The 23,555-nt window shown below is 29.3% G+C and carries 23 protein-coding genes; 6 read left to right on the top strand and 17 right to left on the bottom strand.

Going from position 1 to position 23,555, the window contains the following annotated elements; all coding sequences use genetic code 11:
• Positions 1–162: 162 nt before the first annotated feature.
• The 12 genes from B3W71_RS03360 to B3W71_RS03305 form a co-directional block, all read right to left on the bottom strand.
• Positions 163–525: a DUF4180 domain-containing protein gene (locus B3W71_RS03360; RefSeq protein ID WP_346887531.1), complete on the bottom strand. Its 363-nt coding sequence runs from the start codon at positions 523–525 to the stop codon at positions 163–165.
• Between the two features lie 14 nt (positions 526–539).
• Positions 540–1,028, bottom strand: coding sequence for a helix-turn-helix domain-containing protein (locus tag B3W71_RS03355; protein ID WP_346887530.1), 489 nt, complete (start codon positions 1,026–1,028; stop codon positions 540–542).
• Between the two features lie 390 nt (positions 1,029–1,418).
• Positions 1,419–2,408 carry a GNAT family N-acetyltransferase gene (locus B3W71_RS03350; RefSeq protein WP_346887529.1) on the bottom strand — a complete coding sequence of 330 codons (990 nt, stop codon included), beginning with the start codon at positions 2,406–2,408 and terminating at the stop codon, positions 1,419–1,421.
• 375 nt (positions 2,409–2,783) lie between these two features.
• On the bottom strand, positions 2,784–3,614 hold the full coding sequence (locus tag B3W71_RS03345; RefSeq protein ID WP_346887528.1) for a phosphoenolpyruvate hydrolase family protein: 831 nt from the start codon (positions 3,612–3,614) through the stop codon (positions 2,784–2,786).
• A 39-nt stretch (positions 3,615–3,653) separates the two neighbouring features.
• A complete protein-coding gene (locus B3W71_RS03340) occupies positions 3,654–4,862 on the bottom strand; it encodes a Tm-1-like ATP-binding domain-containing protein (protein ID WP_346887527.1) in 1,209 nt (402 codons plus the stop codon).
• Between the two features lie 157 nt (positions 4,863–5,019).
• On the bottom strand, positions 5,020–6,213 hold the full coding sequence (locus B3W71_RS03335; RefSeq protein ID WP_346887526.1) for a phosphoenolpyruvate hydrolase family protein: 1,194 nt from the start codon (positions 6,211–6,213) through the stop codon (positions 5,020–5,022).
• 377 nt (positions 6,214–6,590) lie between these two features.
• Positions 6,591–7,049: a cupin domain-containing protein gene (locus tag B3W71_RS03330; RefSeq protein WP_346887525.1), complete on the bottom strand. Its 459-nt coding sequence runs from the start codon at positions 7,047–7,049 to the stop codon at positions 6,591–6,593.
• A 268-nt stretch (positions 7,050–7,317) separates the two neighbouring features.
• Positions 7,318–7,611, bottom strand: a complete 294-nt coding sequence (locus tag B3W71_RS03325; protein WP_346887524.1) for a hypothetical protein — start codon at positions 7,609–7,611, stop codon at positions 7,318–7,320.
• Positions 7,604–7,912 (bottom strand): DUF2089 family protein, encoded by a 309-nt coding sequence (locus B3W71_RS03320; protein WP_346887523.1) that lies wholly within the window; start codon positions 7,910–7,912, stop codon positions 7,604–7,606. The genes B3W71_RS03325 and B3W71_RS03320 overlap by 8 nt, the downstream gene beginning before the upstream one ends.
• A 350-nt stretch (positions 7,913–8,262) precedes the next feature.
• Positions 8,263–9,537 carry a radical SAM protein gene (locus B3W71_RS03315; protein WP_346887522.1) on the bottom strand — a complete coding sequence of 425 codons (1,275 nt, stop codon included), beginning with the start codon at positions 9,535–9,537 and terminating at the stop codon, positions 8,263–8,265.
• A gap of 6 nt (positions 9,538–9,543) precedes the next feature.
• Entirely contained in the window at positions 9,544–10,407 is an 864-nt protein-coding gene (locus B3W71_RS03310) for a class I SAM-dependent methyltransferase (protein ID WP_346887521.1), read from the bottom strand.
• A complete protein-coding gene (locus B3W71_RS03305) occupies positions 10,401–10,979 on the bottom strand; it encodes a class I SAM-dependent methyltransferase (RefSeq protein WP_346887520.1) in 579 nt (192 codons plus the stop codon). The genes B3W71_RS03310 and B3W71_RS03305 overlap by 7 nt, the downstream gene beginning before the upstream one ends.
• Positions 10,980–11,496: 517 nt before the next feature.
• Between B3W71_RS03305 and B3W71_RS03300 the strand changes: the two genes are divergently transcribed.
• The 4 genes from B3W71_RS03300 (at position 11,497) to B3W71_RS03285 (ending at position 16,601) form a co-directional block, all read left to right on the top strand.
• Complete coding sequence (locus B3W71_RS03300; RefSeq protein ID WP_346887519.1) at positions 11,497–13,557, top strand: catalase; 2,061 nt, start codon at positions 11,497–11,499, stop codon at positions 13,555–13,557.
• 798 nt (positions 13,558–14,355) lie between these two features.
• Positions 14,356–14,991: a chloramphenicol acetyltransferase gene (locus B3W71_RS03295; protein ID WP_346887518.1), complete on the top strand. Its 636-nt coding sequence runs from the start codon at positions 14,356–14,358 to the stop codon at positions 14,989–14,991.
• Positions 14,992–15,547: 556 nt separating this feature from the next.
• On the top strand, positions 15,548–15,961 hold the full coding sequence (locus tag B3W71_RS03290; protein WP_346887517.1) for a flavodoxin: 414 nt from the start codon (positions 15,548–15,550) through the stop codon (positions 15,959–15,961).
• A gap of 13 nt (positions 15,962–15,974) precedes the next feature.
• Positions 15,975–16,601 carry a DUF3793 family protein gene (locus B3W71_RS03285; RefSeq protein WP_346887516.1) on the top strand — a complete coding sequence of 209 codons (627 nt, stop codon included), beginning with the start codon at positions 15,975–15,977 and terminating at the stop codon, positions 16,599–16,601.
• A gap of 587 nt (positions 16,602–17,188) precedes the next feature.
• Here B3W71_RS03285 and B3W71_RS03280 read toward each other — a convergent pair.
• The 5 genes from B3W71_RS03280 to B3W71_RS03260 all read right to left on the bottom strand — a co-directional run bounded on the left by B3W71_RS03280 (position 17,189) and on the right by B3W71_RS03260 (position 21,510).
• Positions 17,189–18,289 carry a peptidase S41 gene (locus tag B3W71_RS03280; protein ID WP_346887515.1) on the bottom strand — a complete coding sequence of 367 codons (1,101 nt, stop codon included), beginning with the start codon at positions 18,287–18,289 and terminating at the stop codon, positions 17,189–17,191.
• Positions 18,290–18,494: 205 nt separating this feature from the next.
• Positions 18,495–19,265, bottom strand: coding sequence for an ABC transporter permease (locus B3W71_RS03275; RefSeq protein WP_346887514.1), 771 nt, complete (start codon positions 19,263–19,265; stop codon positions 18,495–18,497).
• Entirely contained in the window at positions 19,259–19,960 is a 702-nt protein-coding gene (locus B3W71_RS03270; protein ID WP_346887513.1) for an ABC transporter ATP-binding protein, read from the bottom strand. Before B3W71_RS03270 ends, B3W71_RS03275 begins: the two co-directional genes overlap by 7 nt.
• Positions 19,960–20,328 (bottom strand): GntR family transcriptional regulator, encoded by a 369-nt coding sequence (locus B3W71_RS03265; protein WP_346887512.1) that lies wholly within the window; start codon positions 20,326–20,328, stop codon positions 19,960–19,962. The genes B3W71_RS03270 and B3W71_RS03265 overlap by 1 nt, the downstream gene beginning before the upstream one ends.
• A gap of 678 nt (positions 20,329–21,006) precedes the next feature.
• Entirely contained in the window at positions 21,007–21,510 is a 504-nt protein-coding gene (locus B3W71_RS03260) for a CarD family transcriptional regulator (protein WP_346887511.1), read from the bottom strand.
• 154 nt (positions 21,511–21,664) lie between these two features.
• On the opposite strand from B3W71_RS03260, the gene B3W71_RS03255 reads away from it, so the two are divergent.
• Together B3W71_RS03255 and B3W71_RS03250 are read left to right on the top strand one after the other, a co-directional pair.
• Positions 21,665–22,093, top strand: coding sequence for a MarR family winged helix-turn-helix transcriptional regulator (locus B3W71_RS03255; RefSeq protein ID WP_346887510.1), 429 nt, complete (start codon positions 21,665–21,667; stop codon positions 22,091–22,093).
• A gap of 481 nt (positions 22,094–22,574) precedes the next feature.
• A complete protein-coding gene (locus B3W71_RS03250) occupies positions 22,575–23,387 on the top strand; it encodes an alpha/beta hydrolase (RefSeq protein WP_346887509.1) in 813 nt (270 codons plus the stop codon).
• The last annotated feature ends 168 nt before the right edge of the window (positions 23,388–23,555 follow it).

Raw genomic sequence — 23,555 nt, 5'->3', positions numbered from 1 at the left:
TTTATTTTCAGATGCCTAAATAATTTCAACTTCTAAATTATATCATAGAACCATTAAACTACTGCATATATTTATATACTTTTTTTATTAAGGACTCTTCTAAATCCTTTTCTTCTTGAGTTTTAAATACAATATTTTGTTTCATTTTATACCTCTTTTATATCACAATTTTGAAATCCAAATTTCAGCATCTGCAATATTCTTAAATGTTCTAAAATAATTTCCTTTGTTAGCTTCCATAATCATTTCTTTAAATCGCTCATTAAGCTTTTCTTCGTCTTCAATAATAACAGCAACTTTTACATGGTAATTTATAAATTTTTGTAATGCCATGCCTGCTAATCCTGTTTTAAGATTAAAGAAATCTTCAGATAATACATTAGAATGCAGTATTATTGTATAAACGTCATTTTCCATACATTTAGATATGCAATCCAGCACATCTTGCTCTGAAGAAAGTTTCCTCAAATCAGAAGCAAATTCAATATATTTATTGTTATCTTTATTTACTACTCTGTAATTCAAAGCATTCACTCTCCTTATAAATTTGTTTGTTCCACAAGCATAGAAATTGAACTTAGCATACCTTCAATAAATCTTACATTTCCCCATAACAAGACCCTTAGTCTGTTTACTTTTTCATCATATTTCATATTAATTGTTGATTTTTCCATTTCGGAATCTTTACAATTCATTACTGCTATAAGAGTATTTGATATTCTAAAATATTCTTCTTTATCTACATCATTAATATCTACAACAGTAGATACATTTATCTTTTGCTTTATAGTATCTTTCACTTCTCCATTAGTAACAAAATCAATATTTGACTCTTCACTAATCTTTTTATTATTAATACTAACATTATTTTTTTCCATAAAAACACTTAAATCATGACCTGAAATTCTCCATTGCTTTCCAACTTTATTTGCTCCAAGCTTACCTTCTGTTATAAATTTTCTTATAGTTTTGTGATGCATACCTAATATTTCTGCAATTTTATCTATTGTATAAAATTGATTTTCCATAAAAAATCTACCCTTTCAAAATTAGTTTATGATTAAATTATAATAGTTCTCTTTACATCTGTAAAGCACTTTATTGTACTTTGTTTGATTTTATTGGATTTTGTTTAACTTCATTGTGCTTTGTTTCTATATATTGATTTGATAAAACATATCATCACTAAACCTCATTTATATTTAAATACCAGATCCACCTTTGGTCTATTAACTAGTTTTTAAGTTTTAATTTCCTTAATTTACATAGATATTAAAGAATACAATAATACAATCTAAGCTTTAAAAAATTTTACTGCCTTTGGAATAATTCAGGTACTTTGAGGTTGTAGCAATAGGTTTAAGAATAATAGCCATCAGTTTAGTAAACTGATGGCTATCATAATAATGAAATATTTGTTACTTGTATAAAATATGAGTAGTCATTAAATAGTTGAATTTATATCCAACCCATTCACTAACATTAATTGCATGTTTGTTTGCAGGATGATGACATACAAGCACCCTATCAAAATTAACAGTCTCGAATAATCTCTTATACATAGATGCATAAAGCCATTTTCCTAAATTCCTTCCCCTATAGGATCCTTTAACTCCAATCATAAATTGGTAAGGAAAACGAGTGTCGTTATTATTGGCAGATACATTTGATTTAGCAATCATTTCATTATTTGAGTTAAGAATCATATAACAATTATGAGTTATATTTCTTTTCTTATTAGATTCATTAATTTGTCTTTGTTTTTCAGGATTTATAATATATTGTACATAACCCTCTTCCATAAGATCTGGCATATCTTCCATAGTTTCTGTAAATAAATCACAAAATTGTTTGATATAGTCCTCTGAGATGATATCAGTATATTTAATAGAAAGATCTGAATTTTTCACTTCCAATTCTTTCATTGATTTATTAAGCATGTCTATATCAATGTCTTCTTTTTTCAAAGTGTAATAATTAGCCCTTAAGCTCACTTTATTATTGTATTGATTTATTAATTCATTTAATTCATAATTATATGTAGCCACTACAATTTCACCATGTTGAGCTAGTTTCTCTTGAACCAATTGATTTATAGCCTTAAGCATAAGTTCATCAATTGGTAAATCGCATAAAGTGATATTTAATTTATATTGTTCATTTCCATTACAGTCAGCAGCCTTACCACAATTAATCATTCCGCAAATTAAAGAATTCTTTTCAAGTACAAATAGCTCATTATCAATTCCATTAAAAGACGATAAATATAAAGCTTTATAGTCATCACTACTTTTATAGGGATCTAAAAAATTATATTTTTCCCCTATATTCTTATTGATTAAATATAAGTTTTCAACTTCATCTGCTGTCAAATTATTGGAGTCAATTTTATAAATTTTATACATCATCTCTACACCTCCATATTTTTGAGTTTTAACCAATATATAACATTCTAGCATACTTATTTAAGGTGAACAATACATTTTGTAGATTAAATTTACTATACACTTACTCTAAAATAATTTTACTAATATAGATAGAAGTTAACATCTCTTAGCAAAAAATACCACCACCCGTAAGTAACTATTTAAGCCATTACAGGTGGTGGATGTTTTACTGGTGGATGTGAGGGATGACCTTTGCAATCCACTGTTTTCTATTCAATATTATTATTGAGGTTATACTTCTAGATACTATACTTATACTCTCTGCTTCCTAGCATTCTTTTATAACTTGAGCTCTATGTTCACCTTTTAATATATTTTCAAAACAAATTATATTTATTATTTCCTTATTGCTTTAAATGCTTCTGTTTGTGATTTTATACCTTTTTCTGCTGCAAATCTTTCAATACTTGAAGCACCAAAGAAACCGTCAATTCCTTCTGTTTTTTCTATTACATATGCAGCATCTTCTGGCTCAGCAATAGGACCCCCATGGCAGATTACCATAATATCAGGATTAACTTCTCTTCCAGCTTTAATAATAGCTTCAATTCTCTCTACACAGTCATCAAGTGTAAGTGCTGTTTGTGCTCCTATTGTACCTTTTGTAGTTAATCCCATATGTGCAACTAATATATCAGCACCAGCTTCTGCCATTGCTCTTGCTTGGTCAGGGTCAAATACATAAGGAGTTGTAAGCATATCTAGTTCATGCGCTTTTCTTATCATTTCAACTTCTAAATCATAACCCATTCCAGTCTCTTCTAGGTTCTGTCTAAATACACCATCAATTAATCCTACTGTAGGGAAGTTTTGAACCCCTCCAAAACCTTGTGCTTTTAATTGCTTAAGAAAAATCTCCATTACTCTGAATGGGTCAGTTCCACAAACACCAGCAAGAACTGGAGTATTTTTTACAACCGGAAGTACTTCTGCTCCCATTTCAACTACAATCTGATTAGCATCTCCATAAGATAGTAATCCTGCAAGGGAACCTCTTCCTGCCATTCTGTATCTGCCTGAATTGTAAACTATAAGCATATCTGCTCCGCCAGCTTCACTGAATTTTGCCGTAATACCTGTACCAGCTCCTACACCTAATAATGTTTGCCCATTTTTAACCTGCTCTTTGAACTTTGCCATAATTTCACTTCTTGTCATTGTATTCATCAATAAAGCCTCCCTCTATAATTTAAATTTATTAATTTACTATTTTTTCATCATATCTATTAATTTTTGTGCTGCAGCTTCTGCAAACTCCACATCGTTAATAGCAAAGTCCATTTCTACTACTTCCACAACATTTCTGTTTACACCATTTTTTAATATATTAAATAATACCTCATCCTCTTCTGGACCGTAAAAAGGCTGACCTTCTAGATCAATAGCAGATACTCCTTTTAGAGGTATGAATAAAGCTGTTTTTTCTTTAGCTAGATTTAATTTTTCAACCAGTCTCATACCAATTGCTTCATTTTCCTCTTTATTTGTTCTCATAAGTGTTACTGAAGGATTATGTTTATATAAGTTACGTGTCATAAACTTCTCAGGAACTGTTTCATATGGCCCAAAATTACACATATCAATGGCACCTACTGATACAACCTGTGGTATTTGATTTTTGCCTGCTGCCTCTAAACGATGAGGTCCTGCATTTAAAACACCACCGATAACTTCATCTGCCCACTCTGTAGTAGTAAGGTCTAATACGCCTTCAATGAAGCCTCCATCGATAAGTGCTTCCATTGAACGTCCACCTACACCTGTTGCATGAAATACAAGAACTTCATAACCTCTCTTTTCAAGGTATTCCCTTGCAGCTGTTATACATGGAGTTGTTACACCGAACATAGTTGCAGCAACTAATGGCTTTTTCTCTACGACTTTTGTATTTTCAAACTTAAGCATACCTGCAATTGCAAATACTGCATTTGTAAAAATCCTTGTTGAAATCGAGTTAAGGCCTGCAACATCCACCACAGAAGGCATCATAATAATATCGCTGGTACCTACATAAGGTTCAGTATTGCCTGAAGCAACCGTTGAAACCATAACCTTTGGCACACCTATAGGCAGTGCCCTCATAGCTGGAGTTACCAATGAAGTTCCTCCAGTTCCACCAAAGGATATAATACCATCAAACTTACCCTGTTTATATAATTCAGGTAATAACTTCTCCATGCCTTTTGATAATACTTCTGTTGCTAATGCCCTATCTTTTTTAGAAACTAGAGTTTCTATGTTTGAGCCTGCTGATTTTGCAACTTCATTGTTTGATACATCTGGTTCAAATAATGGCTCAAATACACCGGTATGAATGGTAAAAGTACATAAACCCAAACCTTCTATTAGTTCTTTTACGTATAAATATTCAGTGCCTTTAGTGTCAAATGTTCCTGCAATAGCGATTGTCTTCATTTCTTTAATCTCCCTACATAAATTTTCTTTTATCTAGTCTGTACAATGTTAGATAAATGACTAAGATAATCTTCTTATAAAACGTATGATATTTATAAGTTAATCATACTTTTTTCGCCCCTTCATGTAAACGTTGCTATGTACTATATTTTTGTGTTTATGTCATATTTCTAAATTTATATTGTTTTGGCGAACACCCCTTATACTTTTTAAACATTTTGCTAAAGTGCACATAATCTTTATAACCAACTAATGATGCTAAGTCTGACAATTGGATATTCTCTTTATTTATAATTTCTGCTGCTTTATTTATACGGAATTTAACTAGATACTCTGGAAAACTACAACCAACTTCTTTTTTAAACAAACTGCTTAAGTATCCTCTAGATACATGAGCTACTTTGGCTAGGTCTAGAAATGAAATATCGTTCATATAATTTTGAGCAACATACTCCTTTACAAATTCAACATAATTATAGTGCTTTTTAATTCCATCTAACATTTTAATTATTAAATCATCTTCATCTAGCTGAGTTGAAACTTTAAAAGCTTTTGTTATGTTTGTAATAGACTTTTCTGATGGAATTCTTTCGAATGTCGATCCACCTATATATCCCATTAAGTCTTCAATATTACTATACATGTACTGAACATCGATTGGTGTTTTCACAGGTCCACCATATATTAATTTAATTACCTCTGGCTTTAACTCATTACATCTATTAAATATCTTTTCCGCTTTAACCTTTGCAGCTTCCAATGAGAAAACTTTTTTTGCTCCTAACAATCCTCCTCCTGTTAGACCTAAATGTACGCAAATAACGTCAGCTCCTGCAATAATCATCTGCTCCGCTTGCATTTCATTAAATACAAAGGCAACTGTAAACATGTCTTTTTCGTGGGCTATTCTTATTGCTTCTACTTCAATTAAATAATTACATCCTTCTTCTTCAAGAGCTTCACCGAACTGACTGTCTATAAGTCCAACTGTAGGGTAATTATTAATACCTGAAAAGCCCATATCCTTTATTTTATCTATGTAACTTTCCATATTCTTTAGAGGGTCCGTTGCATTGAGTCCAAATATAATAGGCATATCTTTTACCAAGGGTATTATCTCTTTTGAAGCAAAGTCCATTACCATATCATTGCTATTACAGAATGGCAAATAGCCTGCCAATGAACTTCTCCCCATTTGCCGAAATCTACCCGAATTTAACACTAAAATAAAATCAGCTCCACCCTTTTCAGCATATTTTGCTGTCATTCCTGTACCTGTTGCTACACCAATAATATGATTCCCACTTTTTATTTGTGTATTGATATTCTCTAATAACGTTTTTCTTTTCATACTTTCGAACCTCTTATTTTTTCATCATTTATCATTTTCAATAGTCAGATACTTAATATTATATAAATACAATACTCTTGACATGATATACCCAAATTATTATGTTTTACTATCTTTAATTATTTATTAATATTTCAATCTATTTCTTATTCCTTAAGAGCTATCCCTCTCTTATATTTTATATAAGTTTTATGTTAATAAACTAAAACAGATTAAAAATTTTTAATTAGTGGATTTGAGACTGATTTGTTTTACTTATGATAAGGTATTTGTACATAAAAAAACAGCCCTAACTAATTTCAATGGTTAAGGCTGCTTTTGTATTAACTATAATAACTCATATGTCTGACACTATTTATGATAAGTAAATTTCTAAGTTATTTATTAGGCTCAGAATCCCATCCACTTAAATTGCTATTTCCACTAAAGACAAGTTCATTATCTTTTAAATAATATACATCTTCATCTGGATAATATACTATGTCTCCTTGTTCTTTAGTACCAATATCAAGAATTTCTAAGGTTTCATCTCCTGTATTTATAAATTCATGAGCTATGCCCTTTCCTGCGGGCTTGGCAATAAAGTCTCCCTTTTTTATTAAATATTCTTTGCCATCAATCCTCAAAGTTCCATATCCACTAAGAATCAGGAAAAATTCTTCTTGTTTTGTATGACTGTGATATTTAGAACTTTTAGAACCTGGTAATATTCTATCAATATTTATATAAATCTTCTCGCTGCCAGTTGCTTTACCCAAATAAGAAGTATTAGCTTTACCTAGGAAGTCTATTACGTATTCATTAGGAAGGTTGTTAATATTTAATATATTAATCATATCTAAAACTATCTCCTTTAACTATTGTGTATCTCTTGAAACATATGTTCTAATTTATTTTACTAAATATGTATTTATATGTCAATATGTAAATACTAACTCTAATTATACTCTTTCCAATAGCCATTACATCCTTATGATATGGTTGTCCATATCAATTACAAGTAAGGTTTTCCCATTTTATTCTTCTGTATATGCTTTCCTCTTAAGAAAACTCACTATTCACATAGTTATAGGATCAAATTCAATTAAAAATTATAACAAACTATTATAAATCTCTACTCTTCATTTTATTTAATTCTAACTCTTTCTTTTCTTTAATCTTTTTTCTTCCTTCTTCCCATATAGAAAGTTGTATAACTATAAGTATAATAAAAGGGATTAAATTCCTTATACTAAATTCTATTTTTCCCAAATTAAATACTCCTATTGCAAATAGTAATGATACTATTGGCAAAATACCTCCTAATATCCAATTTTCACGTTTACTTAATAACTGTTGTGTAATTAACATCACTGTACCAGCTCCAAATGCTATAATAAGCTCCATTAAATCATTCATTTTTATTCTCCTTCGATTCCTCATTATATTTATCTATAATTAACTTAGCAGTTTCAATATCAATCTTTGATTCTACTGCTAATCCCTTAATAAATGTTTGAAATGGTTCCTCCTCACTTTTATCATTTAATTCTATCTTTTGAATAAGTTTATCTAATCTTAATCTTACAGTTGGGTACGAGACATCATATAATTTTGCAATCTCCTTTAAAGAACCTGATTTTAATGCAAAATTTTTTAAAAACCCCAAATCTTCCTTTTCTAAAGCAAATACCCATTTAGGAATTTTATCAATATCCATTTTAAACCTCCTCTCTTTAACAATGTTAAGTATAACATTAATTTTATTAAAGTCAATATTATATTTAATATTATTTTTATTAAATATAATATTAATTTATTTTTTAATTTTATTAATTTGCTTATATATATGATAAAAGCCTATATTTAACTTTAATAGTATAAAATCAGTTTGCTAACAAATTATACTAAAAATTATTAAACATAGGCTCTAAGGCAGTTATAAAACACACCTGGTTAATTCATCTTTTTCATACACATTGAACGAAGGAATTCATATATATTTAATTTTATTATAATATCAACGGTTTAAAAGAAAGTCTACGTTACTTACGATAAGTTTCTCCGCCACTATTGCAAATCCCTATAATATTTTGGATATCTATCACTTTTATTTTCATTGCAAATACTTATTGCCTTCTCTTTATTAAGTGGAAGTATACCTTCTGATTGCTTAAATACTTCCCTATTCACTTTTTGAGCAAAGCATCCTATTTTAGGCTTGCCGATATAATTTTTCATTTCAATCCAAAGATTTTTTATAGATTCTTCTTTTACATTTCCAAAGCTCATAGACATAAAATCACAAGGATATAGTTCTCCTGAAGCACTTATATAAGAATGTTGATTTCCTGCGCCACAACCAAATTTAGATTCACTTTCCGTATAAGCAAAGGTGCTTATCTTAGGTAAATTACTTCTTTTGTTTGCCTTATGCTGTATTTTTATAAGCTTTTCCCTATCACTATCACTATAAAATACATTTTTTAATGGTTTTTCCTCTAAAAGATTCCCACTTGGTATAGGTTCAAGTATCTTCACTTCATGGGCTCCATTATCTTTAGCTAATTTAAATAACTTAAGCAATTTTTCCTCATCTAGATTTTCCTTTAATATAACGGTTTGCGCCATTGTATATAATCCTGCTCTATTTGCATTTCTAAGTGCTTCAAGAGCATAATCAAAAGCACTTTCATTATTTCTGTTTTCATTGTGTATATTTTTATCATAAGAATCTAAACTTATGCCAATGCCAAATAACCCGCTATCTTTTAACTTTTTTGCTTTCTCATAGCTTAAATTAAAACCACTGGTAAATAGAATTGCTGTACTTCTGTTATCTATATTTCTTATAATATCAAATATATCCTCACGTAACATAGGTTCTCCTCCAGTTATTCCAATAATCGGAGTCCTCATGTCTTGAAGTTCCTTTATAACATTAATCCATTCTTCTTTTGATAATTCTTCTTCTACTTTTCTATTTTTTGCACTACAATAAAGACAATTATTAGGGCATTTATTTGTTATACATAAGTACATGGAAATAGGTGCAGTCCTTTTTGCATATATTTGCTTTGTAAATATATTGTTGGGCTCATCTACTGCTAGGATGTTTTGTATAAATGACTTAGATGGAAAAGGCGGTAAAAAGGTACTTAGTATATACTTATCCCCATGATTCACTATCTTTTCACCCTTTATAAAACTTCTCATCATTTTTACATATTTTAATAGATTAAACTGCTTATCTTCCTTTAAAATGTTGTAAATCTCAAATATACTCTTTATAACATTTTTATCAATAGCCATTTTTGTCATGATTTTTAAATTATTTATACTCATTCATTCCTATTCCTTTCTAAAAACACCGTATGCAAATTTATGGTTTATTTCATAAACTCCATTTTTATATTTCTCTTTTTTTATTTTTTCAATTATAAGAGGTTTAACTTCATTGTAATTCTTGAAAATTTTTCTAGTTCCAGCTGCCGCACCAGTTATATTTAACCACTGCATAAGTTCCTCTGGCTCCTTAAATCTAAAAAAGACTTCACCTTCATTTACTTCTAAAGCTTTAAACCCGTATTGATTACACCATTTAACTAGGCCTTTTTTTCCTTTAGGCAAATTTAATTTTATATCCATAGGTTTAATTACTTCCTTTTGCTTCTCCCTCATCACCTCTAAAAAAATTTCTTCTATTTTATCTAAAGTTCCATCAACATTTGTAATTATTGCTAACATACCTTGTGGTTTTAAAGCATTATTAAAGAGACTTAATAACTCATGATGATTAAAATAAGAAAGCGCCCAGCCAAAAAATATGACATCGAATTTTTCATTAGAATCTTTTAAAAATTCAATGCCATCACTGTTAACGATTGTTACTCTATGATCATTGATGTCCTTCAACTTCTCAATCATTTTACTTGATTGGTCTACAGATGTAATTTTATATTTTTCGGATTTATCTAATAAACTTTTTGTTATATATCCTGTTCCACAAGCAAAATCTAGTATTTTCAATTCTTTATCCGTATCTATGTGCTTTGAATGAATAATATTATCCGAATATCTTCCCATTTCTTTAAGCCAATAATCATAGGTGTAAGAAACTTTATCATATTCCACTCTATAATCTTCTTTGTTTACGACTTCTTTTTTTAAAAGCTTGTACCCAACCTTCAAGTAAAATAATATTTTATTTAACATATTTTCTCTCCTACAAATATAAAATAATAGCCCTTATCATAAAACTTATTTATATGAAAATGTTTTTCTAATAAAACCTTAACTTCATCTTTAGTTCTAAAAAATAATCTTCCAAAGAGAATAAATTCAAATACTCTTAGTAACCTGGTTCTTATATGCTTTCTATGAAAATCCATAATAACTACCTTCCCATTAACCTTTAGTATCCTACTTATCTCAACAATAAGCTCTTTTTGTTCTTTGATATGATGAAAAACATCACTCAATATTACTATATCAATAGAATTACTCTCAAAGGGAGTGTTGAGAGCATTACCCCTTATAACTATCACATTTTTTGTCTGCTTTACCTTTGAAAGCATCTTCTCGCTTTCATCAAGCACATATACAGTCTTACAGCTATTGCATATATGCTGTGCTAAACAACCAGTTCCTCCACCTATATCTACAACCACTTCATGTCCATCTATATTGGCAGCACTTTCTATATCTTCAAACTTATACAACTTAAAAATAGCCATAAATTTATCATAATATTTATAAACCTTATCAAAATCCTTTATCTCTTTCATAAACACCCTACCCTTCAGCATTGAAAAATCCTTTTTGTCCAGTATAGGTCCTATTAGAAACATTTATTTTCATACACTTGCTTTATAGATTACTCACTCTATTTCTGTTTCATCATTTAAATACAAACTGTTGATAAGATAATTATAACATTTTGTGGCCATTCTACAATAAATTACTTATTTAGATAACTATAACCTTTCAATTCATTATATATATATTGTAATTTTCCCCTGAAATCAAATCTAAAACTAATCCACTTAAAAACCAGTACATCCCCTGAAGCATTTTCCAAAGAAACTTGGCACTGAAGTTGCTTATTAATAAAGGAAGCTCGACTCACGTGCGTTCGAATGAGTAAGTTCGAGTAGCCAAATCAAAGATTTGGACTCTTACTTAACTTCTGCTAGCCAAATAGAAATTTAGAGCATCACTTAGTAGTATAAATACTTTTTAGTTGACAATATTATAATAAACAACTTTTTAACTTGAAAGTTGATAGTTTGAAAGGAGAATACCATGGAAAATCAAAATAACAAAGAAAGTAACCAGATAAAAAATGCAAAAGAGAAACAACTAGATGAATTTAAAATGGATAACCAAGGAAAAAATCTTACCACAAATCAAGGAGTTACAATGTCACAAGACGAATTTTCATTAAAGGCAGGGTATAGAGGCCCAACTTTAATGGAAGATTTCCATTTCAGAGAAAAAATGACTCATTTTGACCATGAGCGGATTCCAGAAAGAGTTGTGCATGCACGAGGCACTGGAGCACATGGAGAATTTCAACTATATGAATCAATGAAAGAATATACTAAAGCAGGATTTTTACAAGATCCTTCTGTAAAAACACCAGTATTTGTAAGATTTTCTACTGTAGCCGGATTTAGAGGATCTGCAGATACAGTTAGAGATATAAGAGGTTTTGCAATAAAGTTTTATACTCAAGAAGGCAATTATGATATAGTTGCAAACAACATTCCTGTTTTCTTTGTTCAAGATGCAATTAAATTTCCCGATTTTGTTCATGCAGTAAAGCCTGAGCCAGATACGGAGGTTCCCCAAGCCTCTAGTGCTCATGATACCTTTTGGGACTTTGTAGCAAATAATCAGGAATCTGCTCATACCGTTATGTGGGTTATGTCTGATAGAGCAATTCCGAAAAGTTACCGTATGATGGAAGGCTTTGGCGTACATACCTTTAGATTTATTAATGAAAGTGGTAAATCTACTTTCTTTAAAGTCCATTTTAAACCTGTGCTTGGGGTTCATTCTCTAGTTTGGGATGAAACTCAAAAAATAGCTGGTAAGGATGCAGATTTTAACAGAAAAGACTTACAAGAAGCCATCAATACAGGCAATTATCCTGAATTTGAAGTAGGGGTACAATTATTGCCACAAGATAAAGAATTTAGCTTAGACTTTGACATATTGGATCCTACAAAACTTTGGCCTGAAGAGGATGTTCCTGTAAAGATTATAGGAAAAATCACGTTAAATAAAAATGTAGATAACTTCTTTGCAGAAGTTGAACAAGTGGCCTTTCATCCAGGTCATTTAGTTCCAGGAATCGATTTTACAAATGATCCACTATTACAAGGTAGGTTATTCTCATATACAGATACTCAACTTATAAGGCTAGGTGGACCTAACTTCCATGAGATTCCTATAAATAGGTCTGTAGCGCCCGTCCATAATAATCAAAGAGATGGACATTCAAGGCATACAATAAATACTACTAATGTGAGCTACCATAATAATTCATTATCTAACAACACACCAAAAACTGTAAGTGAAGACGAAGGTGGCTTTGCTAATTACCAAGAAAAAGTAGAAGGAAATATAGTCCGCTTACGAAGTAAAAGTTTTGAAGATCATTTTTCTCAAGCAGCAATGTTTTACAATAGCATGAGTAGTGTGGAGAAAAAGCATATTATTGATGCATTTAAATTTGAACTTTCTAAGGTAAACAATAAAGACATTAGGCAACAAATAATTGATATGTTTGGCAATGTAAATATTGACATGATGACTCAAGTGGCACAATATCTCGGAGCTAACATTCCAAAAGGTGAAGCCTCAAAATATAACAAAATATCACCAGCACTTAGTCAAGAAAATACTATTAAAAAATCAGATACATTGAAAGTTGGAGTAATATTATCAGAAGGATATAATGCAGATGAATTTAACACTATGATGAAAGCTTTAAACGCTGCAAAAACTATGCCAGAAATAATAGGTTCTAACTTAAGTCCAATAAAAGGTTCTGATGGCACAAATCAACTACCCAAACACTCCTTGTTATCTGCAGATCCTGTATTGTTTGATGCTATCTGCGTTCTTGGCTCAGACAATGTTGACCCTGACTTCAAAATGCGTGGAAAGATATTTATCGAAGAAACCTATAGACATTTTAAGCCAATTTTAGTTTCACAGTCAATGACTATGCTGTTAAAACCAGAGATGAAAGATCAGCCTGGAGTTACCACTTACGATGCTAAAGATCAGTATGTAAATAAGTTTATAGCCGATATTTCAGCCCATAGACATTGGGATAGAAATATTACTATATGATGGACATTTTATTAAAAGTTTAACATACTAAAAGAATTACAAGATTTAGATTCCATGACATTAGAGAATTTTTTGAGCTAGTATGCATCTTCTTATAAAAATAACAAAATTAAATAGCTATTTAATAAATATAAGGTGGAAACGAAAGTTATATTTCGTTTCCACCTTATTAAAAATACATAAGTTAACTGGAGATGCACTTCGAGAACCTCTAATAGGGACAATGTCGAACCCTACATTTATCTAACTGCGCATTATGCTCATAATTAGAATAATGAATCTAATAAAATATAGTATTTTACTTTTGCTTTCGACATACCTTCTTTATCTATTTCAAACTGCATACCTGCAAGTATTTTATCGAACTTATTGGGTAAATACATTTATTTTCCCACCAATCCTTTTTCTATATAAATCTCTGGCTTTCCATATTCATTTAAATCTATTATTGTGATTCTATGTTGTGTAAATACTCATAATATAAGAACATTCCAATTAAGTCGTAATTTTTAACTATTGTTCATTAAATTACAATTTTATATAATACTTATTATAACATAACTTACAAAACATTCATTACCTCTATTCCACTATCTGTGGAAAGATGGATATTATAAAATTTTATAATTAAATATAGGCTATTTGAACTTAGTGATATAATGGTAATGTTATCCTTTGAAATTTAGTTCAAAAGCTAACTCTGGGCATTTTTAAGTGCTCATAAATGCTACATTTATAATATTTGAATTGTGTTATTTTATTAGAAATTTTACTATTTTTATGGGGAGTGATATATTAATGAAATTTATAGATATAGAAAGCTGGAAGAGAAAAGACCACTATAATTTTTTTAAGGGATTTGATTACCCACATTTTAACATTTGCGGTAACGTGGATATTACAAAATTTTATAGTTATATTAAAGAAAATGAAATCCCATTTTTCATATCATTTTTGTATGTTACTACAAAAGCAGCAAATGATATAAAAGAATTTCGATATAGAATAAGAGAAGATAAGGTGGTTGAACATGAAATCGTAAATCCTGCTTTTACTGTAATGGGTGAAGGCGAATTATTTAGTTTTTGTAAATCAAAATTCGTAAATGAATTTAATGATTTTAAAACTAGTGCCTCTAATGAAATTGAGAAAATAAAAAATAATATAATTATAGAAGATGAGCCTGGATGTGATGATCTCTTATATATGACCAGTATTCCTTGGGTTTCTTTTACTGGTGCAACTCACCCAATTCAGATGAATCCTGTTGACAGCATTCCTAGAATAGCATGGGGTAAATACTTTGAGGAAAGTGGTAAAATTAAGTTACCACTATCTGTTCAGGTACATCATGCCTTGGTTGATGGCTTACATGTTGGACAATATTTTAATGCAATTCAAGAGATTTTAGATAATCCTTCAAAATATTTATAGAATATATTTTCAAATGTAACTTTTATCAAGGATAGCTTTAGAAATATCATCAGATGTTAAAAGATGATTCCTATATTGAATCATCTTTTTTTAATATCATTGGCTTATTTATTTATCATATTTAGGTATACTTAATCTCACTTCCAAAATATGAGGCATATACTTCACTCCTGTTGTTAAAGATTGTTGTTCAAAATAACTTATACAACAAAATGTGAAACTTGTCTCTATTTTTTATAAAATTTTCAATTGTAAATATATGTTATAAAATTTTATCAACTATAGATCAATATAAAAAACTGAAATCTTAAATTGATTTCAGCTTTTTAGATGTGGCTTTCATAAAATAGAGTTATCTATTTTGCAAAAGTCCCTTTTAAATTAGGTTATTAAAAATAATTTAGTGAGTATAGATTTGCATGTAAACAAGCATAATAAAATTACATATTTAAATTATTAAGATATAATTGAGAATAATTATCAAAAACTATTGACAATATTGTAAAAACCTCTTAATATTTAATTGAGAATAATTTTCAATTAAGGAGGATATGTTATGAAAATAGTATATTGGTCAGGTACAGGTAATACAGAGAAAATGGCAGAATTAATTGCTAAAGGAATCGGAGAGGGTGGTAAAAATGCAGAAGTAATCAATGTTGCTAATGCTAACAGTGACATCTTTGATGAGGAAGAAGTAATTATATTAGGATGCCCATCTATGGGAGATGAAGTATTAGAAGAATCTGAGTTTGAACCTTTTATTGAAGAGATATCTTCAAAGATATCTAAAAAGAAAGCAGCTTTATTTGGCTCCTATGGTTGGGGTGACGGAAAGTGGATGAGAGACTGGGAAGATAGAATGATTTCTTATGGATGCGAAATAAAAGAGGATTGCTTAATTATTTGTGGAGAACCAGAAGATGAAGATGAGTGCATAAATTTTGGTAAAAAAATAACACTTTTATAGGTAGGTAATGAAAATGACATGTTTAGAATTTTATAATAAATTGGAATCTATGAATGGCGAAGAGTATATCAAAAACTTTTTAATTTATAGTGTATCACTAGTTATTGCAAAAGTTAAACCCGCCGCAACTATAACTTTTAATAAGTGTAATGAAGATTTATATAATAATTGGTGCTTAACAGGAAAAGAGTTTATAAAAAATATTAATCTTAAGTTTATAGAATTAAGAGAATCTAATGATTCAATTATAATATTAATTTATAATAATGATTTACTTGAAAAATATATAAATACAGATGGAAATAAAGAGTTTTTAGTTAGCTTAGGCTACTCAGAGAATGGAGCTGTTATAGAATATCTAATCATGTTAAAAAAGAGGTATGAAGAATATAATTGTCCTCATGAGTTAGGTGTATTTTTAGGGATCCCCCTTGATGATGTAAAAGATTTTATTAATTGTAACAATAAAAAATGCTTACTATGTGGGTATTGGAAAGTATACAATGATTGTAGTTCTGCTAAAAAAATTTTTAAATCCTATGATGAAGTAAAGGGATATACTGTAGACTCCATATTCAAGGGAATAGAGGGAAATGCTTTAGTTCAAAGTATAGAAAATAATTTTAATTTTTATGGCTAGAAGTTTAATTTCTAATTTAAAGAGATAAGTGTTAAAAGTATATTACAGTATAAAATTAAAGATTAGTAACTATAAATTATTTTGTTGTACTAATTAAAAGTGTTACAGTAATATTTAAGTTTTATTGAGAGCTTGAAGAATAAATACTATGACAATCTAATAGATAAAACAACATTTTAAAATTAAAAAATTTTAAAATGTTAAGTATTTAAGTAGCTTAGGGGCTTTCGCAAAATAAGCTAATCTAAATAAATATTGAATAAGCACTTATATTATTAACGCTAAGCCGCTTCGGAATATTGATTTACTAAAGCATTTATTCAAGATGAAACCTACAACACAACAACTCATATATACTCAAAAAAGTTGTGTTACTTACGATTTTACCATTCATAATGCTAAGTAATAAAATATTCGGAGGTTCTTCTAATAAATTAGAAGAACTAAGCTCGAATAACTAAATCAAAGATTTAGATTCTTATTTATGCAAATAGTATTCTCCAACCAATAATATTAAAGTGCATCTTCAATATTTTATATAAGATTAGTAATATATTTTACAAAAGCCCCTTTTTAGCATCATTTAATTATTTATTTATATAATCCTCAATTTTTTCATATAGGGTCTTATCTGGATACAGAGACATAATAGTATCATCATCTATCAATTTATAATATCTAGTAGAGTAGCTAACACTAAATTTACTATTTGGTAAAACAAATCTTAATATTTCTCCATAACAATTAGGTTTTCCTCCTGAAGGTTCACCCCAGATAACGCAGTTTGTCTCAAATTTGAATTGATAAGCATTAAGTAATCCTGATGAAAAAGTCTCTCTTCCTATTATTACTTTCAGCTTTTCCCTATTATTAATTCTAAGATTATTCTTTATATAGCATAATAATGGTTCTAATAATCTGGAATCTCCACCAAGATTATTTCTTAAATCTATAGTAATTTTATAAATAGAATTTTTCTCTATAAAGTCTATAATTTCTGTTATTTTTGTACTAATTTTTTTATTTTCATCTTCCCTACAATAATTATACTTTATGTAAAGTTCCTCTTTATCTTCTAAATATTCATACCACAAATTCTCATTGGATCTTCTTGCATATAATGGCAATTGACTATCTGAATATTTTAATTCATTGGTATTAACTGTTTTAACTTTAACTGTATTGTGTTCTGTTGTTATTTTTATATTATCCATAGAATCTGATATCAATAATCCATATAAAACTTCTGCAACCTGCATATACTTCATACTCTGAGCCTTAAAAAAATATTCATTTTCAAAAGATATAATTTCTGAAAGTTCATGAAGAATCTTATCCATCTTAATATCCTCAATTGCTATAACTTTCTTAAATAATAAATTTTTATAAGCTTCACTAGTTCTTATAATATAAATCCCATCCTTAAACCAATAAAACTTAATGGGCAAATACTTATTAGCAGGAAATGCAACTGATGTATGGGCATCTCCAATTGAGGCAACCACCCTTGAAATCTCTACCTTCATCTCTTCATAATCAAGCTCACCTATCATTGACTTTAATTTATCTATCCTACTATCAAACTCTTTCCTACTTATGTTAAAAAATAAATTTTTATGCTTTTCTATGAGATTTTCCTTCAAAAACTCTACATCCTCTAACCATTTTTCTTCCCATTGGCTTTTCATAATATTACATTCACATCCTTACTTATGTTCTCTTAATAAAATGATCTCTAAATTAATTAAGTTATTACGACTTTATCATAAAATCCACTGCTAAAGCAATTGATCTAAATAGTTACCTATATATCTTTCCATATATAAATAGTTTAATAAAAAATAAGCTCCAGTTTAAGTTTATCACTAAAACTGAAGCTTAAATTTTTTATTACTATTCTAAATTAAGTTTGTTCTTTAAGATGTAGTTAGTTATACAGAATAAAATTGTGAGGAAAAATAAACCAATAATTATTGCACAAAGAAATGCATATTGTGCAGATATATTAACAAAAGCTCCGTTTGCAAATAGTATAGCTCCACCTATTCCTACTATTGCTTGTTGAACAATGCTTATTATCATAAATCCTGCAAATGCTCCTAGTAATTTTTTTGATTTAAACAACTGACCTATAGAAAGTGACGTATAAAGCATCATAATTTGATGAGCTAAAGCTACAATTCCAAGGATTATAAATTCTATTATACCGAAAATATTTAATCCAATTTCAGGATAAATATTTTTAAATCCTGCAATTATTTCTTTAAATACACCTGGTTGATAAGCCATTACGAATATAGAAGTTACAGCTATAAAGCTACTTATTATAGTCCATATTATAGATACTATTAATTTATTAACTATATTTTGTGAACTTTTTACTGGGATGGTATTCATTAAATATCCTTCATCTCCAAATAAGTTTTTATAAAATCTTTGTACAGTTATAAAAATTGTTCCCACAAAAACTGCTACCATAGTTACGAAATATCCCAACATTGTTATAATAGTAGGAATTCCACCTAAGAAATCCATATTTATTTCATTCATGTTAGTTCCAATAAATATCTTATTAATAATTGCAAAACCTAATAATGCTCCATAAAGGGGTAGCATTACTCTGCCTGTAGCCTTAAATTCATATTTCATTAATTTTCTTAGCATCTAAATACCTCCCTAAATAGCTCATCTACCGTCTTTCCGCTACTTTCTCTTATTTCATCTACACTTTTTTGTAGCATTATTTCTCCATTAGATATAAAAACAACGTCGTCTAGAACTTTCTCTATATCTGCTATTAGATGGGTTGAAATTACTACAGTTGCATTCTCGTTATAATTGCTTATTATAGTGTTTAAAATATAATCCCTGGCTGCTGGATCTACTCCTGCAATAGGTTCATCTAAAAAATATAACTCTGCTTGCCTACTCATAACTAAAATAAGTTGAACCTTTTCTTTGGTTCCTTTAGATAATGTCTTAAGTTTAACATTTGATTCAATGTTTAACTTACTTAGCATATCATAGGCTCTTTTTTCATCAAAATCTTCATAAAAATCTTTGAAAAAATTTATGATATCAGATACCTTCATCCAATCATTAAGATAAGTTCTTTCAGGAAGATATGAAACTATTTTTTGAGTTTCTATGCCTTGTGTAAGTCCTGCTATCTTTATTTCTCCAGCTGTTGCCTTCAATAAGCCATTAGCTAGCTTTATTAAAGTTGTTTTCCCACTACCATTAGGACCTAAAAGTCCAACTATTTTACCCTTTTCTAAAGTTAAATTAATACCTTTAAGTGCTTCCTTATTCTCATATTTTTTTACTAATCCCTTACATTCTAAAATAGGTTCACTCATTACTTCATCTCCTTTGCCATTTTTCCTAGAAACTCCATGATTTCCTCATTACTAAGTCCTAAACTTTTCATACTTTCAAGAAAACTTACCACTTTATCTTTAGCTATATCTAGCTTTATATTTTTTATCATATCTACATCCTCCGTAATAAATCTTCCACTAGTTCTTTGACTATAAACAAAACCTGTACGTTCTAGCTCTGCTAAAGCTTTTTGTATAGTATTAGGGTTTACTGATGCCTCTTCTGCTAGCTCCCTCACAGTTGGAAACTTTTGTCCGGGCTTGTATTCTCCTGATATTATTTTTAGTTTTATCTGCTCTATTAGTTGAATGTATATAGGCCTTTGATCCTTAAATTCCCATGCCATTTAATCACCTCTTTTGTATTATTGTGTTGTTGTACTAATCCCTTAATACAATAATACAATTCTTAAATGGTCCTGTCAATACCTATTTGGGTAAATATCAAAAAATAAAATTCAGAGGAAGTTTAATCTTCTACTGAATTTAATTAACATATATACACATCTTTAAAACTTCCTTTCTTTTATTTATATCTTTACTACAGTTTAATTCTATCTCAAATTATTTTTAAACCTCATTTTAGTTAATTTCCTTTCTACCCAAGACTTCCTGGCTCCAAGAGGAAAAATCGCCCCCAAATTCCATAAATATTTAAAATAAGCAAAGCGAAAAGGCTGTTTAAAGTTTATATTTCAAACTTTGAACAACCTTAGTTATTAACTATTCTTTATTTTTTCCATTGCTTTAGGCATCTGAAAATAAATNNGATAGTAGCACTATCTAAGGGTTCTGTTGACGTAGGATAACACAAAATAGACGAACATTCTGACTTATTTATTTTTTGAAGATGCCTTATTATGATTACTATGAATTCCTGCCTTTTTATCATCAATTTGTTCTTCTATATTATTTCTTACTTCTTCAAAATCATTTCTAGAAATCCTACTAACTTCATCCTTATCACCTATTTTGACTACTACTGAGTCTGTTTATCATAGGCTTGAATTAGTAAATAATCATATTTAGTAATCATTTTCATTCACTAATTTAGTAATCTTTCTATTTATCACTTGAAAAGTTGTATCTAATTTGAAGGCCAACTCTGTAAACAGTATACTTTGAGTATGGGTTAAAAGTCTATTATCTTGTTCATGAAATTTCCTTCCCTCAGCTTCAATCTTTTTCTTCTTTCTCATTAAAGTACTTACTACCTTAGAAGTTTCTTTACGATTCCCATTCTTTACAATCTTAGAATATACTTGGTTTCTTTCACTATTTGCTTCTATCCACTCTATACCTGGCTCCCTGAAGGATTCTAAAATCTCTTCTGCTTCCTCTTTATTCACAAGCTGTAACATAGCTACCTTATCACTTTCCACTGGTACACTTATACTTAATGAATAATCATCCACTGGGTGCAATTTATAGTAATTTCTTTTTTTACCGCCTACTATTTTTTCACATATACCATCTATACAGCAAATACCATGTGCTGAATAAATGATTAATTCTCCAACATTAAACATTCCACTTTCTCCCTTAATGTACTTTGTCAACTAAGTTGACTAATTTCATTGTACATTAATTTAAACAAATTGTCAATTAAATTGACAATCCCTAATGAATTATGTATATTATTTGTATATTATTTTAGTAAATATAATGATTGGAGTGAAGTGATTGGATTCTGAATTACAAAGCCTAGATTTAATTGATTTAATAAGTGAGCGTCACATTCTACTTCGTAGAATATGCCAAGACTCATGGAATAACAACAATGATACTTATATTTCAAACTCTGAATGGTATATCATGGCAAGAATATATAAAAAAAAGCCAACTCTATCATATGTTACAAAACATGTTGATATCTCCAGGCAGGCAACTCATAAGTTTGTAAAAAATCTTGAATCAAAAGGATTAATTGAAATTACAAATTCAACAAATAACAATAAGGATAAATGCTTGCAATTAACTCCACTAGGCGAGGAATGTTATGAGATAAACCTATCCCAAAAGGCAGCCCTTGAGCAAAAGGTGACTGAGGAAATTGGAGCTGATAAGGTAAAAATTCTTAAAGATATTTTAAAATTAGATTGGGGCGTATAGCAAATAAAATAGCCTTATGCTTCTACCAACGTCTTTTTTACTATACCTTTAGAATCATAAGGCTATATTAATACAAATAATACTTTGTCAACTCTATGTGATTTTTTATATATTTTCCCACACAAGATTTTAGATTAGATAACATGATTAACTTTCGCATTTGCTATATTCATCCTTTCCTGTCTCCTCTCTAATATATAATTATTGTTATTAATAATTTTTACTTTTAGATATCTTTTTCGTCATAGCAGCTTCTTCCTTCCATGGCATAGAACCACCATAATATTTTTTAAGCTAAGCTAATTCCATTTACAAGTATTAAATAATTTCGATTAATTGCAATGCTTGCTCAATATTAAAATAATGATAGAGCTTTAAAGCATATTTTTTATGCTATTTTTCACAAAAATTATATTATTCACATATTTTTCTTTAAATGAATATCCTATTATTATAACTATTTAATTATTGGAGGTTATCATTGGGATATTATATTAGGGTAGAACCAAATGTAAAAATCTATGTTGAGGATCTTAATCCAGAAGGAAAGAAGACAATTTTGTTTATACATGGATGGCCTGGAAGTCATAAATTGTTTGAATATCAATTTGACCAGCTTCCGAAAATGGGATACAGATGCATTGGAATAGACACAAGAGGATTTGGCAATTCGGATAAACCTTGGAAAGGCTATGACTTCAATAGATTGTCCGATGATGTTAGATGTGTAATTGATACACTTAAGTTACATGATATTATACTTGCAGGGCATTCAAACGGAGGAGCAATAGCTGTTAGGTATATGGCTCGTCATAAAGGCTATGGAATATCAAAGCTTGTTCTCATCGCAGCGGTGGCACCTAGTCTCATAAAGCGTCCTGGTTTTCCTTATGGTTTAGACAAGGAAACTGTCGTACAGCTGATTAATGGAACATATACTGATCGTCCAAAAATGCTTGAGGGTTTTGGAGATTTATTCTTCTTTCAACATATAACCCAGCCATTCTCAAATTGGTTCTTCCAATTAGGTCTACAGGCAGCCGGATGGTCAACCGCAGCTATTGCAAATACCTGGATAAATGAAGTATTGTTCTCTGATCTAGAAACAATAAATGTTCCTACTTTGATTATTCATGGTATTCATGATAAGATTGTTCCATTTGAACTAGGCGAAATACAAAATAAGAGTATTAAAAATTCAAAACTTATACCGTTTAATTATAGTGGCCATGGAGTATTCTACGATGAGAAAGATAAATTTAATGAAGAGTTAGTAAAGTTTGCTGAGGAATAAGCTTTTTTCAATTTAGATCGTCTTAATAAAAGTATTGAAATAGTATAATTAATTTAAATGCCGTAGTATTCAGTAATGAACCATACGGCATTTTTGTGTCGTAAGATAAGAGTTATCAGCATAATAATATATATTTCAAAATAGCATTTAATACTGAAATTTTATTTA

The sequence above is a fragment of the Clostridium sp. UBA1056 genome, from assembly GCA_002316385.1.
In the GTDB taxonomy this organism is placed as follows: domain Bacteria; phylum Bacillota; class Clostridia; order Clostridiales; family Clostridiaceae; genus Clostridium_J.
The sequence above is the reverse complement of the archived record's forward strand: the minus strand, read 5'-3'. Positions and strand labels throughout refer to the sequence as shown.

Coding starts and splice junctions, on each gene's coding strand:
- B3W71_RS03300 (WP_346887519.1), top strand. CDS start 11,497: ATGGAAAATCAAAATAACAAAGAAAGTAACCAGATAAAAAATGCAAAA.
- B3W71_RS03335 (WP_346887526.1), bottom strand. CDS start 6,213: ATGAAAAGAAAAACGTTATTAGAGAATATCAATACACAAATAAAAAGT.
- B3W71_RS03315 (WP_346887522.1), bottom strand. CDS start 9,537: ATGAGTATAAATAATTTAAAAATCATGACAAAAATGGCTATTGATAAA.
- B3W71_RS03350 (WP_346887529.1), bottom strand. CDS start 2,408: ATGATGTATAAAATTTATAAAATTGACTCCAATAATTTGACAGCAGAT.
- B3W71_RS03355 (WP_346887530.1), bottom strand. CDS start 1,028: ATGGAAAATCAATTTTATACAATAGATAAAATTGCAGAAATATTAGGT.
- B3W71_RS03340 (WP_346887527.1), bottom strand. CDS start 4,862: ATGAAGACAATCGCTATTGCAGGAACATTTGACACTAAAGGCACTGAA.
- B3W71_RS03275 (WP_346887514.1), bottom strand. CDS start 19,265: ATGCTAAGAAAATTAATGAAATATGAATTTAAGGCTACAGGCAGAGTA.
- B3W71_RS03285 (WP_346887516.1), top strand. CDS start 15,975: ATGACATGTTTAGAATTTTATAATAAATTGGAATCTATGAATGGCGAA.
- B3W71_RS03290 (WP_346887517.1), top strand. CDS start 15,548: ATGAAAATAGTATATTGGTCAGGTACAGGTAATACAGAGAAAATGGCA.
- B3W71_RS03295 (WP_346887518.1), top strand. CDS start 14,356: ATGAAATTTATAGATATAGAAAGCTGGAAGAGAAAAGACCACTATAAT.
- B3W71_RS03280 (WP_346887515.1), bottom strand. CDS start 18,289: ATGAAAAGCCAATGGGAAGAAAAATGGTTAGAGGATGTAGAGTTTTTG.
- B3W71_RS03265 (WP_346887512.1), bottom strand. CDS start 20,328: ATGGCATGGGAATTTAAGGATCAAAGGCCTATATACATTCAACTAATA.
- B3W71_RS03270 (WP_346887513.1), bottom strand. CDS start 19,960: ATGAGTGAACCTATTTTAGAATGTAAGGGATTAGTAAAAAAATATGAG.
- B3W71_RS03330 (WP_346887525.1), bottom strand. CDS start 7,049: ATGATTAATATATTAAATATTAACAACCTTCCTAATGAATACGTAATA.
- B3W71_RS03345 (WP_346887528.1), bottom strand. CDS start 3,614: ATGAATACAATGACAAGAAGTGAAATTATGGCAAAGTTCAAAGAGCAG.
- B3W71_RS03325 (WP_346887524.1), bottom strand. CDS start 7,611: ATGAATGATTTAATGGAGCTTATTATAGCATTTGGAGCTGGTACAGTG.
- B3W71_RS03320 (WP_346887523.1), bottom strand. CDS start 7,912: ATGGATATTGATAAAATTCCTAAATGGGTATTTGCTTTAGAAAAGGAA.
- B3W71_RS03305 (WP_346887520.1), bottom strand. CDS start 10,979: ATGAAAGAGATAAAGGATTTTGATAAGGTTTATAAATATTATGATAAA.
- B3W71_RS03310 (WP_346887521.1), bottom strand. CDS start 10,407: ATGTTAAATAAAATATTATTTTACTTGAAGGTTGGGTACAAGCTTTTA.
- B3W71_RS03260 (WP_346887511.1), bottom strand. CDS start 21,510: ATGTTTAATGTTGGAGAATTAATCATTTATTCAGCACATGGTATTTGC.